The sequence below is a fragment of the Peribacillus sp. FSL K6-1552 genome, from assembly GCF_038005205.1.
In the GTDB taxonomy this organism is placed as follows: Bacteria; Bacillota; Bacilli; order Bacillales; family DSM-1321; genus Peribacillus; species Peribacillus butanolivorans.
This window is the reverse complement of the sequence record NZ_JBBOST010000001.1, coordinates 1795161-1809795: the sequence shown is the minus strand read 5'-3', so window position 1 is coordinate 1809795 and position 14635 is coordinate 1795161. Positions and strand designations below refer to the sequence as shown.

Below are 14635 nucleotides of genomic sequence, written 5' to 3'. Positions count from 1 at the left end.
TAAGAAATCAAAACATGGTGCAGAATAACGAAGGTATTCCCATAATGTAATATGTTTATAAGTTTTTTTAAATGGAAGAGTACTTACGGGATGAATCTAATTGTTTGACTAAATGACAAATATGAACCAAATCATTCGATGCATGGATTCCCATTTCAATTAATTTATCTGTTACATCTACTGGTTCTGTATTCCCAGGTAACATGGCATTTAACATACCGCCCATAAATATATGGTATTCCTTACCTCGGTCTTTTGCCAATTTCAGAATCTGTTTACCGTAATCAAGAGCTTGTCCACAATGGATACTAATTAGAATTAGATTTGTACCTTCTTCATCTGCTAAATCCAGCACTGATGAAGGTTCCATATCAACTCCTCCATTCACTACCGTTGCATCTAACTCGCTTAATACATTATCAACCAAAAGTAATCCATAACTGTGTCCATCTGCGGAAACAGCCACAACTTTACAATCTTTTAGCGTATCTTTGTTATTGATTAAGAAGGTTTTAACAATTCTTTCTTTTTCATTCATAGTTTGTCTTCCTAGAACACTAGGATGGTATGGTGTAAATGTACCTTTTTCTTCAATGCTTGGATGGAATATTTCTTCAAATTTAACTGGATTTATACGTTTTAGCATAACAATCATCTGAAGGGGATCTTCAATATCTACTCCTGCTTCCTTAAAACCATCTAATACATTGTTAAAAAAAATAGTGCCTTTTTCTATTAACTCATCTCTCATTTTCTCTAAGGGGCTAAAATCCATTAATGGAAGCCATTCTTTTGCTTTTTCTTCCGCTCTTCTTCCTGCTGCTGCAATATCAAATAATTCCTGAAGTGTTGGTACTCGGAGCTTTTCTGTTACAGAAACAGGACTGATAGCTGTATGCATCTTATATTTTAATTCTACTAGTATCTCTATGAGCATTTCCTGAACACCTGTACCGAAATTGGCATTAATGTCGTGATCCCACTGATCAATTGTTCCCCCATTATAATAAGATAGAATAGGTTCGTCCTCAGAACCCAACAGTTTGTGCATAGCCATTCCAAAAGCCATCCTTGGTTGTATTTCTGTTAATAAACCGCCATAACTGATTGACATTTTTGCCCCGCACAGTTTTTCAGTAATATAGTGTTCCACTAACGTATAGCCTACATAAGAAGCTACATCAAGAAAATATCCGGGTAACCCATCTTCAGGATATGTATCAGCAGTTATAAAATCATCTCGTTTGGAAGCTATAATCCCCAAGGATCTGACCATATCTGAAAACCGATTTTCTTCGTCCTTATATCCTGGGTAGTCCCAAATCAATTGGGAAAATGTGCCAATTCTAGGTGATCCTGCTTTTAATGCATATATAGTATTTTTCAAATTGTTAGGACTTGATAAATGCCAGTCTTGCCAAATAACTGCAATTGGTGCCGCATCAGAATGGTCAAACCAGTCCTTCTCTACTTTCATTAAATAACTGGTAGGTTTAGGTGCATTTTCCCAATATTCATGAGGAAGCGCCACTAACATACTAGGTATTGACTGTATAGTTCTTATATCTAGCCCTGTACGATTTGAAAATTCATCTAATTCCTTAATCGCGTCTAATTCTTCCTCCAATGAAGATAATCCAAGTAAAAGTTGCCAAATCATTTTACCCTTGGAAACACAGTCCTTCCGATATTCTAAATAGTTTTTATACCCATACTTCTGTAAAAATTTATTTCTACCCAATTCGAAACTATTACCTATTTCTATTCCTTCTTTAACTAAGTCCCTTCCATCCGGGAAACCCTTAGGAATTAAACTAGCTATATACTCTTTTATTGCTGCATTCATTTCTTTTCCTGCCTCTCTTAAAATAGAATAATCAATCGCTATTAAATCATTTATTCTCGTTTTAATTTTCTTCTTGAAATGACTGCTGTGTTTGTAAAACAATACAAAAAACTTCTTTAAACAGGGTATATCTTCAATTTCTCTACCAATTTTGCGACCCGGTGTTTTCCTTTAATAATTTCGTTAAGTATTATCGTATGTATTAAGTTAATACCCGCTTTAATGGCTGTCAATAATGAATATTAAATTTTATTTATATATTCTAAATTTTATAAATACAAAAATAGGATATCTGATGTCTTGTCTAAAAAATCCATATCCACCTTGTTTAAATCAAAATGAACAGTATGAAATAACTGTTAAGCTACTTAAAAATAGTAGATACTTTTAATCTTGTGTTTTGCATATAAAGGGTGTCCCAAAAAACTTTGTGACACCCTTATTCATTTGTACTTACTCTTTGAATTCTTTTTTTACATGCTACACAGGTAGTTTACACAAGCCCATTCTTCTTTTCTTCGTCAGCTGCGGTCACGGTGTATGTCAGTGTTTTATGATCTCCTTCGAAGTCACTTCATAGGCGAATGAAGACACAAGTTGAGATACCCTTGCGTGGCACAAGTCATTAATAAGATCATGATGCCCATCCCTAATCTCAATAGCATGTCCTGACGGTATGCGCCTAGCCCATTTTCTCGCCATTGTCGGAGGTGCGATTGGATCCACCTCACCATTCAAGAAAAAAACAGGAAATGACCATGTATCAATTTTCGAAGAAATGACATCTTGAGCGCGAGCCAAACTCTTGTTCAATTGAGAAAAGTCAATTTCTTCATGCGGAATTAATGGGTCTACGCTCAACTCATCTAAATATCCTGGGTCCAGTGACATGTCTATTGAGTTTAGATCACCTAGTTCGGGTATTGGATCCAAAGGGGTTCCTGATAGGACTAGCCCCTGTATTGATAGCGATTTTTCTTCACTTACAAGTAAACTCGCTGTAACTCCTCCTAATGAATGACCCATAAGAACTATCGGTAAATTATCTTGAGACTGGACGATTTGCAAAAGTTGACTTGCATTTTTAGCCAAACCGAACACATCGTACGCTTCCTCCAAACGACCAGGTGTATGACCGTGGCCAGTATGGTCTATAGCCCATACCCGATACCCCTGTGAATTCTGTGAATGAGCAAACCTATGATATAAACCACTATGCTCTCCAATTCCGTGAAGGAATACGATATTCGCATTTGGGCGTTCATTATCCCAAACCCGATAGTAGATTGGTCTCTTCTGATTGTAAATAAAAGGCATTTCATTACCTCCTTTCTTCTCTTTAGATCTTACTCGTCAGTACTAAAAATCTTTTTTCCTAAGAGAATATCCAAGTCTATATCTGCACTTGGGTAACCCGCAACGATAATAGCGTTAGCATGAATACTATAATCTCCAGTCTGAATTACTGCTTTGCACCTATTTCGTGCTTCATAAAGATCTGGAGCGTATAAAATCGTGTAGACTTTATCTTCGCTAAAAAGATCTGTCAACAAATTGAAATGCTTTGGATTTGCTAGTGGCATATCCTTAGCCACAATGGCAGCCTCGAAATCACCTGCGGCAACCAGTGTTGAGACCACATCATCAAAACACGGTGATCCAGTGACAACTCCAAGATCAAGATATTCAACTTCAGGTGCAAGAGGAATAATAGATTTGCTAGATGTCCCACTTCCTGCATCTGCAACATAAATCATCTCTCCATGTCTAAGGGTTGCAACGATGGACGCCAACCTTTCATTCAATATTCTCTTTTTTTCAGACATTCTTCCTCATTTCCTTTCTGCAGTTATTATATATAATAAAGGCTTATACTGCGGCCTCATCAATAATAGATGTTTACTTTCCAGATTCAACATACTTTTGGATAGCTTCAGTTGAGTGAACTAAATCAGTATCAATTTCTTCAAGCATACACTGAGAATGGTTCTTTAAACCTAGTGTGGAGATAACCATAAGCAATCCAAGTCCGGCTGCAAACAAGGAAAGCATAATCCCGCTTCTATTAGATGCACCAAAAATGATAGCGGCTACAGTCGGACCAAAACCTCCACCGATTGCACCACCAACTGCAAATGCCACTCCAAATCCTGTGTAACGGATTCGTGCTGGAAATTGTTCTGCTAGGAATGTCAGCATCCCACCATACATTACTGTCGTAGTCACTGCTACGGCAATGGTGAGAATATAAACAACCATAGGTGCAGATCCAGGTACTATCATGAAAAACGCAGTCATTGTGCAAATATTCAGAATAGAACCGATACACATTAATGCTTTCCGATTCCAATTATCAGAAATCATAGCCATAACGGGTACTAGAGGAACAATAACGACTTGGTATAATATCTGAGCAAACATTGTCACATGATCAGAGAAACCTACACTTTTAAGGTAGGTCAAAAAGTATATGGCTCCTAGCATTGCAAATGCCATGTATCCTATTTCAACGCCTACAACTTTTAGGAATGTCAGCTTATAGTTTCGGAAAACCTCTCCTAAAGGAAAACTTGCAATCTCACTTTGCTGCTCCTTCTTCTCAAACTCTATCTTCTCTTGTTCAACAACCCCTCTTCGTGCAAGGAAAACAAATACAAGAATTACGGCACCAAATAGAAATGGAATTCTCCAAGCCCATTCCTGGAATGCTCTTTCCCCAAATACTTCACTTATAGTGAAAAATATAATTACCCCAGTTAAAGCACCAATTCCAGAACCCATGGATGTGAAACTACCATAGAGTGCCCGTTTATTGTCTGGCGCTGATTCCAATCCGAAGATAGCAGACCCCGACATCTCTCCTCCGGCAGCAATTCCCTGGACTACGCGCAAGAATAACAGACTAATTGGGGCCCAAATCCCAATAGTGGAATAGTTAGGTACAAGACCTATACCAACGGTCACCCCCCCCAACAAAATCATTGTTATGAACAGAGAGCGTGCTCGTCCATGTTTGTCACCAATATGACTAAAAAGAATAGATCCAAGAGGCTGTGCTAAAAACCCTGAACCAAATGTAGCTAATGAAAGCACAATTGCTAGTGCTGGTGTTACGTTCGGGAAGAATTGATGATTGAAAATTAGTGCCGCTGCCAACCCGTATAGTGAATAATTATAGTACTCAAGGATAGAACCTCCGAGTGTAATCATTATTACTTTGCGACGAGAATATTTCGTTTTTCGAAACCCCGATTTCATATCCATATCCAATATTTCTCTCCTTTAATTTAATGGTCCTTTATTTTACAGTAACTATTTTGTCAATTAATTTATCTGCAGCTCTAAATGCATATTTCAGTTTATAGAAACTACAAAGATGTCTGTAAATCATTTTGTTCAGCTTTGATTTACTGATTTGAAGACGTAAATAGTAACTTAGGAGAAAATATCTTGGATGTATTTTCAATTTCACCCTAAAAGTGAAAGCTTAGAAAATTTAATTTTAATGAATAACTTTCATAAGGCGGTTTTTTTGATTATAGGACATTTTTTATGTTCTAAATAGTTTAAAGAATTAATTATAGTTTAATCTGCTTTTCTTATGAAGAGCCCTTTTTCTACTGCCTTAACAAAGTGGCTCTTAGCCAAGGATAAGCGTTTTCAATGAGGTATAATAATCAATATTTCATTAACTTAAACATCGAATAGTCTGATCCTACAGGATCTGTCTAAATACGGATTGTCCAAGTATGTACCAATAAATCTGTTATCTACCAATACTCAGGCATATATTTATTGGCTTCTTTATATAAAGCCTTTAATAGACTATTTTCAACTTGTTACTGGCTCATTTATTAAATCTTAGATTCTCGCCAAGCCCGGTCCCTGCCAGATTATAAATTGTTATTAACATAAACCGGGGGATAAAGTATATAAACCTTGTATTAAGAGAAGTGGATTACTCCTTTGCAATGGCTGTGGCTGTCTCGCCTTCTGCTAGTTTTATAGGAGTGCTTACTTTGTTTCTCATTATCAGGTAGTAGAGTACCGCTGGGACAAGTAAACCTACAGCCCAGGTAATATCTGCCCCACCCAGGGCCTTCAGAACAAATCCTTGATAGAACGAAAAGCCCATAAATGGAATTGCTACAATAACCGAAATTAGATAACAGGTTAGAGAAGTCCAATTATACTTACCATATATGCCTTTTTCATCATATATATCCGGTACAATATATTGCCCTTTACGTATTAAGTAGAAATCTACTAGATTAATGGCAGTCCATGGAAGTAAAACGTACATTTGCCCCACCATAAGGTCTGCGAAGTATGCGTTGAAATTATGTTGTGTCCCAATTGCTATTGCTGTTGCAGCTACGATGCACCCGAGCATAATTCCAAATTTGAATTTTGAACTTATTCCAGTACTTTTGTAGGCAATCATAGTCACCCAGGACATGTATGCACTATAAAGATTGAGCGTATTGAGTAATAGAATCCCAAGAAAGATCGTTAGGTAGGCAAAACCGGCAAATGGACCAAACATTTTTGCAATACTAGAACTTACCGTATTCGTAAAGTTGGGGATACCCGCTGCCAAAAGAGCGCCTAAAAGCATCATCCATGTAGCACCAAGCACATTCCCTGCATAACTGTACAAAAATGTTTTTGATGTTGGTGTACTACAGGGAAGATACCGAGAGTAGTCTGCTACATAAGGGCCAAATCCAAGTTCCCATGAAGCAGCAAAGCTAATGACCAGCATAAATGTTACAAAGTGAAACCCTTCATTAGGTGACCAAGAGCCCGCTGGAAAATCTAGTTGGAAGACTAGAATAGTTGCAATCAAAAAAATGATTGACGATAAAACCGTTAAAAACTTTCCGATTTTGTGAATAAAGTCATATCCAAGGAAGCTAACAATCAATGTAAGAACACCGAATACGATGAACCCCAAATTATCAGACATAGGAATAGCAGCTTGGATAGAATCTTTTACAATTAAAGCATTCGCACCGGTAAACAAAATGTATGAGCAAAAGACTATGAAAATCGGAAACACTGCGCCTTTAACACCGAATTGTGCACGACTTGAAATCATCTGAGGAATACCAATGTGCGGTCCTTGGGCTGAGTGAGAGGCCATAAAAATGCCTCCAATCAAGTTTCCTATAATAAGGGCAACAAAGGTCCAAAAAAGATTTAAGCCTAACATAATACCTAATGCACCGTTTATAGCAGTTGAAATTTGCATGTTTGCACTAAACCATATAGTAAACAAGCTTTTTACGCTACCGTGCCTCTCTTCCTCTGGAACAAATTCAATACTACGCCTTTCAATGTTCATAATATTCCTCCTTACTATAACAATCACACCACAGTGGGTGGATTTGTTAAACCTCAAATTTTTTTGGGTTTATCAATGATTTAGGGGTTGTAATCAGTTATACATAGTTTTTTTGTCGAATCCATAAACTCGTTATGTTTTCTAATTTACTTTTTATAAGAGTTAATTAAAGAGGTAGTTTATAGACCAAAATATTATCGCTTGATAAAACTTTTGGGTAGATGTTCTAACTTACATTATTAGTAATGTTACAAGATACCTCGCATACAAGTAAACGCTTTCTTTAAAAAGAAGAAAAATGAAGGCTTTCTTGGTGCTGCTTTATGCAGTGTAGTATAGAACTCCTTTTTTCGTTATTCTACTCAGAAAGTATCATTATTAAATTGAACTTTAATTCATTTGAAATTTAACCTAAATAAAATATTATGAATATTATGCTAGTGGAACTCTTAGAGGCGTTATGTCCTTTAGGCTACTGTCAGCTATAAATTTTAAAGTATCTTCGATCATGAAAGGATACAAGGGTTGAATCATTAACGCCGCCGTAAACTTTTTTATTTTTCCAAGTTCAACCAGCTCCTTAACATCACGCCTAAGGGTATTTTTGGGAACAGTAAAAAGTTCATCTAAAGAAGCTGATTGGTTTTCGAAAACATAATCTTTCATTTGAAAAATCAGTTTTTTCTTAATCAAAATCTCCCTATATATGTACTTCTTTTTACTCAGGTTAAGGGAATGTCTTTTTTCTCTTAAAAAGCATTCCCCCTTAATTAGGCCCTATGGCTTGACTTAAATATTCTCATTTTTTCTTTAACGGTTGCAATGATTGCTTTTGTACCAGGTGTGAGTATTTTCTGCGGGTCAAAAACATCGCTGTCGCTTGCTAAAACCTGGCGAACAGCATTTGTCCATGCTTGTAAGCATTCCGTATTCACATTAATCTTTGCATGTCCAAGTTCAATGGCTTTCTGAATCTGATAATCAGGAATGCCCGAACCACCGTGTAAAACGAGTGGGATATCTGTCAACTCGGAAATATACTTCATTTCAGCAAAGCCTAATTTAGGTTCTCCTTGATAGAGACCGTGAACAGAACCGAGAGCAGCCGCTAAAGCGTCAATACCGGTTTCACTTACAATTCGTAAACATTCCTTAGGATCAGCATATTTGATGCCGCCAACAAGGCCGTCTTCATTACCACCAACGGTTCCAACTTCTGCTTCAACCGATACACCATGAGGCCATGCGTAATCAACAACCTGTTTTGTCATCGAGATATTCTCATCAATCGGAGAATGGGATCCATCAATCATAACCGAACTAAAACCGGCATCTATCGCTTGTTTACATCTTTCCACATTCATTCCATGGTCCAAATGTAGTGCAACCGGAACGGTGATTAGCATCTCTTCGATAAGCCCCTTAATCATCCCAGCAATGGTATGAAAACCACCTAAAAAATCAACAAGTCGATCGGAGGCCGCTAAAATGACTGGAGAACGTTCTTCTTCAGCAGCCTGTAAGATCGCTTGGGCCCATTGTAAACTGTTAATATTGAATTGTCCTACAGCATACTTCCCTTCTTTACCCTTAAAAAGCATTTCCTTCATTGATACTAAACTTGCTTCTTTCTTAGAAACTATAGCCATTTTATTAAACCTCCCTTTGTCCCCATGATGATGTCCTTGCTATTTAAGATCTTTAGACGATTAATTTCTCAATTTCTTCTACTGTTGGCATCGCTTCTGAAGAACTATGCTTGCTAACGACGATTGCGGCCGAGGCACTGCCATATTTTATTGCAGATTCAATATCTTTACCTGAGATTAAAGAGAATAAGAATGCGGAAGCATAGGAATCCCCAGCGCCAAATGTCTTTAACACTTTAGTTTTATAAGCATTAGCTCTGAATGTTTCTCCTGATTTCGTATACGCAAAGGATCCTTCTACACCGTGCTTTATAACAATTAATTCAGGAGTTTGTTTAAATAAATAGGTAATTGTCGCTTCGTTATTACCTTCTGCCACGTTTTCCATAACATTAAATTCATCACGGGTACCAATTACAATATCGGACTGCTCTGCTACCGCTGAATAATAAACAGATGTTTCCTCTGGTGATGCCCATGTGTAGCCGCGATAGTCTATTTCAAAGACGACCTTCACATCGTTTTTCTTTGCCAAGTGTATCGCTTTTAAAACAGCTTCACGTGATGGGCTTTTAGCTAGAGCGGTACCTGAAACAAGCAGAACCTTTGCTTTTTTAATATAATCTTCATTTACCTCAGATGGATATAAATAAAGATCAGCAACTTCATCTCGATACATTAATATACTGCACTCTTCAGGACTTTTGATTTCTGTAAACGCTAAACCTGTCTTATGTCCTTCTTGATCAACGACCATATGAGATGTATCTACGCCAAGACCACGCATATATTGCTCGATAAAACGTCCATGTTGGTCGTCAGCAAGTTTTCCGATAAACCCTGCTTTTAAGCCCAATTTAGATGCACCAATCGCAATATTTGCCGGTGAACCTCCTACATATTTTTTAAATGTCATTGTTTCTTCCATCGAGCGATTATATTCAACGGCGTTTAAGTCCACACATGCTCGTCCAATTGCAATTAGGTCAAATTCTTTATTCTCTTTAAATTGAATTTTCATTTTTGTTTTCACTCCTAAGATAGGTATATAATAGCTATTATCCCAGCTGAATTCACTAGAATAATAGCTATTATCGAACTTATTCAAATGATGGCGCTTTATAATTTGCTGTAACGACTTTTTTATGAGTGTAGAATTCAACGCCGTCTTTTCCGTTTGCAGGTAATGTTCCGTAGAAGGAAGATTTCCATCCTGAGAATGGGAAGAAAGCCATTGGCGCCGGAACACCCAAGTTAATTCCGAGCATACCTGCATCGATATTTTCACGGAAGTAACGAATTGCTGAAGCGTTTGAAGTATATAGGCATGCACCATTTGCAAATTCCGATTTATTCGCTGTTTCAACAGCCTCTTTTAAATTTTTAACACGAACGATTGATAAGACTGGAGCAAAAATTTCATCTTTCCAGATTGTCATATCGGTTGTAACATCATCGAAAATAGTTGGTCCTACAAAATATCCCTCTTCTTGTGCATTTTCACGGCCATCACATACTAATTTTGCACCTTCTTCAATTCCTTTTTGGATATATCCCAATGTACGTTGTTGATTTTGTTCGCGGATAACTGGACCTAAGAATACTCCCTCATCCAATCCGTGGCCCATTTTTACTTCTTTTGCCATTTCTACTAAATTATCAAGAAATGCATCTGCAATTCCTTCTTCTACTGTTACAACAGAGCATGCCATGCAGCGTTCACCGGCTGAACCAAAAGCTGAAGCAATAATGTTTGTAGTGGCAAGTTCTAAATCGGCATCATTTAAAACAATGGAATGGTTTTTAGCACCTGTTAAAGCTTGGACGCGTTTTAGGTTTTGGCTTCCACGCTTATAGACATATTCTCCAACTGGTTGTGAGCCAACAAATGAAATAGCTTTTACTTCAGGGTGGTCTAAAAGTCCATTTACAACATCATGTGCACCATGAACAACATTGAATACACCCTTTGGAAGACCAGCTTCGTCAAATAGTTCAGCTAATTTTTGAGCTAATAATGGTGTTCTTTCAGATGGTTTAAGAACGAATGTATTACCTACCGCAATGGCCATTGGGAACATCCAGCATGGCACCATCATTGGGAAGTTAAATGGTGTAATGCCCCCAACAACACCAATTGGGTAGCGATAATTTGTGATCTCAACATCTGTTGCAATCGTAGTAAGAGAATCTCCCATCATAAGCATAGGTGCTCCTGCAGCAAACTCCACATTTTCTATTCCGCGTCCTACTTCACCTAAAGCTTCGGAAAGATTTTTACCATTTTCAACCGTAATGATTCGAGCTAATTCTTCTTTATTGTTTTGTAATAATTGTTGGAAATTGAATAAAATTCTCGCACGTTTTTGGACAGGTACGTCTTTCCAACTTTCAAATGCCTTTGCTGCCACTTCTACTGCATAATCTACCTCTTCTTTGGTTGAAAGGGGAACCTGAGCAATGACTTCTTTTTTAGCTGGATCGTAGACATCCTCAAATTGTGTCGTTTTACTTTCAAGCCATTCACCGTTTATGTAGTTTTTTAGTTTCACTACATTCAACAATACCTTTGACATATATTTTTCCTCCTTAGTAATTATCTTTTTGTGATTTTATAGGTGAAATTTTTAAAACTCTTTTTAATGTTCTTAAGAGAATTTGAATAGGAAAATTTTTAGGAGTGTTATCACCTCTGCTTTTTTTTATAATCAAATACATTTAAAAGAGATTTAAAAGAATATAATTAATAATACTTATTACAAGAGTTGTTAAAAATGACATAACCGTTTTTCACCTTATTAATTTTTTGACTTTTAAATAAAGGTTTATACTAAAAAACGGATGTTGAAGGTTTCAAAAATACTTGTTATAAGAGTTATTAATAATATTTTTATAATCTTATATTAATGTTTCCAGAGTTTTCAGTCAACTACTTTTATAATTTTTTCCAAAGTTTCAATACGGATACTGCAAACGAGACCCCCTTTTGAAATGGACAGATTTTTGCGTTTAGCAATAATCCGTCTGCCCTTCATCTAATTGAATATTTAGCTGAAGCTGCCCGGATTTATTATTAAATTCCTTAAAATATTTGTTTTCTATTGGGCAAGAATTCCAGCCCAATAGAATTTTATTAAAACGCATTCCACAATTTTTTGTTGAACAAATAGATTGGACTATCCAGCTTAGAATCGGAAAGTAGTGTTTTCTCACTCTAGGAATAGATAAATCAAAATCATTCTCGTTTTACACATATTAGCTAAAGAATATACTAATATAATAACACCCCTGAAACGGTGTTTTATTCTAATTGTTATGTTCATGGTTAAAGACATGAGTTGTCAATTTTTTTCACAAGATGGATACCCCGATGTCTTCAGGAGGTTTAAAGCAGCAACAACACCATTTAGCTTAAGGTACCTTTATGCAAAGCATTCGAAGCTTTGTTAAAGTAGGTATTATCTAATTCGAAACCAATAAAGTTCCGGTTTAGATTTATAGCAGCTTGTCCTGTTGATCCCGAACCCATAAAACAATCTAATACTGTTTCACCTTCATTAGAATGGGTTGCAATTATTTTTTCGAGAACATCAACTGGCTTTTGACAAGGGTGAAATCTCACTTTTCCACTAACTATAGGTGCTTCATAAGAAGCCCTATCATAATAAGAATTAAACGTTCTTTTCGTCCCTTTAGTATAGGAAATAAAATATTCTCTTGAGTTTGACAAATAATTTACTTTCGCATTTATGGGGACCGGATTCGTTTTTTCCCAAATTCCTATTCTTTGTTGTTTTAACTTCAGCTTTTCTGCAACTTTTGATATATCACTTATTTTAAAAATATCGTAAAAAATTACCATTGTCCCACCTGGAACTAGTACTCTTTTAAATTCTTGTAATAGAGAAAACCAATTTAAACTATTCTCTTCTAAATCCCATTCACCAAATTCCATTGAAATTGAACCATATTTTTTTTGGTCACCGCCACTACTTTTAAAATTCGTCTTTCTAGAAATAAAATATGGCGGATCCGTACAGATTAAATGAATAGAATTACTATCAATTTTTTTAATTTCATTAAAGACATCACCATTTATTAATTTCAATTCTCCTTCTGATTTACTTACAGTCATTTTATTTATCCCCAATCTTGATTTAATTCTCTTAGTTGCCTAAGGTGTTTGAATTAAATTAGATTTGTCTATTAAAAAACAAGGGGAGACTGGGTCTTTTATAAATAAAATATTTTTTCATCTCTATACATCAGCTTAATTAGGGCATTTTTAGATTTACTAACTTATCTCTAGGATAAATCCATAGAAAAAAAGCTGCCAAGATGGCAGCTTAAAAGGTAAAAAGAGGTGATAACAATTCACTCTGCTTATACAGTTTTTTCACTCCTTTACATTAAAGTTATTTATTTTTCCTTTTCCTCACCTATAAATTTTCCTTCTGTAAGAAAAAGCTATTATTTATGGAGTTTTAGAGATATTATGTTCGCTTTGTTGATCCCTGAACTACAATCATTATTATTTTTCTAATGCTTTGAATATTTCTTCGTTAAGAGGATCATCAAGAACATCTAATAATCCATTATGAAAATAACGATTTACCAAATGGACATAGTGTTTATATGTTGTATCTATATTCTCATGCCCCATCCATTCACGCAATTCAGCATCTATTACTGCATTATAAACATAAGCTTTTCCTAGTATATTATATTGTTTTAAACTATCCAAAATAAAGTATGTTGCAAAAGCATGTCTAAACATATATGGAGTAATTTTCTTCTCTGGACACCTAGAATCTTGTGCTACTTTGTTAAAGTTATCTCGGAGCATTTTGGATGTAACTACCGACCCATTCTTAGATAAAAACAACGCATTATTTGGCGGCATTTTACCGTTATTTTTTTCCTGGTATCTTGCAGCACGTTTAACCCGTTCGGGCATCCATTTTCTGCATATAACAGCCCAAACATCGGCTGGAAACTTGATGTCCCTATCTTTTCCTTTTGATTCAAACCGAAACAAGATTTCTTTTAGATCTGATAACTCTTCGTCACGATAACGTTTCAACCCGGCATTTAACCCTGTACCCATATAGGGTAACTGGAATAACTCTTTAGGTCTTAACGCTGTTTTCCATAGAACAAGAACAATGAAGGCGTATACAACATCATCAAGTAATTCCACGATTCTGGGTATATTTTCTCTGCGAATAAACTTATCTCCCTCACGATCAACATGCGTAGTTGACCCATTTCCTATACGTGTTCGCTTTTCTACTTGTTTTTGCGTTTTAACCATTGCAGAGCTACCCTTAATATGAACGGTAACTTTCTTTAAATCCATTTTCCAATAATGTTTATATCCTTTTTCTGTTGCCCATTTAAAAAAGTAACTTAATGTAGCTATATAACCCTCAATAGTTTTATTACTTGGTCTTCCTTTAATGTCTTTATTATTTATTAAATATCCGATATAAGCGTTTATTACATCTTCATCCGTCAATTGCCAATTAGTTGCTTTAACCCCTTTATCATCTCTCCATTGAAGGAATCTTGCTAAAACTGTTGTGTATTGCTTTAGAGTTTCTGTGCTTCTGGACCTTTTTTGCGCTAATGCAATTGCCCAATAGCTCGGCCCTTCTATAACTCGAAAGTCATCATCTAAAATGATTGGAATAGTATCTCTAGGATATACATCAGTATTTTTCAAGCCATCAGTATTAAAAAGATGCATATTACCCTCCTATACTTTTTTAACATTTTAGCCTTATGAGAAAA

11 protein-coding genes are annotated in these 14635 nt (G+C 36.0%); all 11 read right to left on the bottom strand.

Annotated elements, in window-relative coordinates; genetic code table 11:
• Positions 1 to 67 precede the first annotated feature (67 nt).
• Entirely contained in the window at positions 68 to 1948 is a 1881-nt protein-coding gene (locus NST21_RS08755) for a cobalamin B12-binding domain-containing protein (protein ID WP_340888707.1), read from the bottom strand.
• Positions 1949 to 2389: 441 nt separating this feature from the next.
• On the bottom strand, positions 2390 to 3163 hold the full coding sequence (locus tag NST21_RS08750; protein ID WP_340888706.1) for an alpha/beta hydrolase: 774 nt from the start codon (positions 3161 to 3163) through the stop codon (positions 2390 to 2392).
• A 29-nt stretch (positions 3164 to 3192) separates the two neighbouring features.
• Positions 3193 to 3651: an RbsD/FucU domain-containing protein gene (locus NST21_RS08745; RefSeq protein WP_340888705.1), complete on the bottom strand. Its 459-nt coding sequence runs from the start codon at positions 3649 to 3651 to the stop codon at positions 3193 to 3195.
• A gap of 94 nt (positions 3652 to 3745) precedes the next feature.
• Positions 3746 to 5110, bottom strand: coding sequence for an MFS transporter (locus NST21_RS08740; protein ID WP_340892481.1), 1365 nt, complete (start codon positions 5108 to 5110; stop codon positions 3746 to 3748).
• Positions 5111 to 5804: 694 nt separating this feature from the next.
• Positions 5805 to 7193 (bottom strand): purine-cytosine permease family protein, encoded by a 1389-nt coding sequence (locus NST21_RS08735; RefSeq protein ID WP_340888704.1) that lies wholly within the window; start codon positions 7191 to 7193, stop codon positions 5805 to 5807.
• A gap of 432 nt (positions 7194 to 7625) precedes the next feature.
• Positions 7626 to 7886: a DeoR family transcriptional regulator gene (locus NST21_RS08730; RefSeq protein ID WP_445670495.1), complete on the bottom strand. Its 261-nt coding sequence runs from the start codon at positions 7884 to 7886 to the stop codon at positions 7626 to 7628.
• Positions 7887 to 7963: 77 nt separating this feature from the next.
• Positions 7964 to 8842 (bottom strand): class II fructose-1,6-bisphosphate aldolase, encoded by an 879-nt coding sequence (gene fba / locus NST21_RS08725; protein ID WP_340888703.1) that lies wholly within the window; start codon positions 8840 to 8842, stop codon positions 7964 to 7966.
• A gap of 52 nt (positions 8843 to 8894) precedes the next feature.
• On the bottom strand, positions 8895 to 9863 hold the full coding sequence (iolC, locus tag NST21_RS08720; protein WP_340888701.1) for a 5-dehydro-2-deoxygluconokinase: 969 nt from the start codon (positions 9861 to 9863) through the stop codon (positions 8895 to 8897).
• Positions 9864 to 9942: 79 nt separating this feature from the next.
• The gene (locus NST21_RS08715; RefSeq protein WP_445670494.1) at positions 9943 to 11418 is read right to left on the bottom strand and encodes a CoA-acylating methylmalonate-semialdehyde dehydrogenase; all 1476 of its coding nucleotides are present in this window, start codon (positions 11416 to 11418) and stop codon (positions 9943 to 9945) included.
• An 830-nt stretch (positions 11419 to 12248) separates the two neighbouring features.
• On the bottom strand, positions 12249 to 12977 hold the full coding sequence (locus NST21_RS08710) for a DNA-methyltransferase (protein ID WP_340888699.1): 729 nt from the start codon (positions 12975 to 12977) through the stop codon (positions 12249 to 12251).
• A 396-nt stretch (positions 12978 to 13373) separates the two neighbouring features.
• On the bottom strand, positions 13374 to 14591 hold the full coding sequence (locus NST21_RS08705) for a tyrosine-type recombinase/integrase (protein ID WP_340888698.1): 1218 nt from the start codon (positions 14589 to 14591) through the stop codon (positions 13374 to 13376).
• Positions 14592 to 14635 lie beyond the last annotated feature (44 nt).

Bases quoted from the DNA above. Each gene is read 5' to 3' on its own strand.
- NST21_RS08715 (WP_445670494.1), bottom strand. From the start codon at position 11,418: ATGTCAAAGGTATTGTTGAATGTAGTGAAACTAAAAAACTACATAAAC.
- NST21_RS08750 (WP_340888706.1), bottom strand. From the start codon at position 3,163: ATGCCTTTTATTTACAATCAGAAGAGACCAATCTACTATCGGGTTTGG.
- NST21_RS08735 (WP_340888704.1), bottom strand. From the start codon at position 7,193: ATGAACATTGAAAGGCGTAGTATTGAATTTGTTCCAGAGGAAGAGAGG.
- fba (WP_340888703.1), bottom strand. From the start codon at position 8,842: ATGGCTATAGTTTCTAAGAAAGAAGCAAGTTTAGTATCAATGAAGGAA.
- NST21_RS08740 (WP_340892481.1), bottom strand. From the start codon at position 5,110: ATGGATATGAAATCGGGGTTTCGAAAAACGAAATATTCTCGTCGCAAA.
- NST21_RS08705 (WP_340888698.1), bottom strand. From the start codon at position 14,591: ATGCATCTTTTTAATACTGATGGCTTGAAAAATACTGATGTATATCCT.
- iolC (WP_340888701.1), bottom strand. From the start codon at position 9,863: ATGAAAATTCAATTTAAAGAGAATAAAGAATTTGACCTAATTGCAATT.
- NST21_RS08710 (WP_340888699.1), bottom strand. From the start codon at position 12,977: ATGACTGTAAGTAAATCAGAAGGAGAATTGAAATTAATAAATGGTGAT.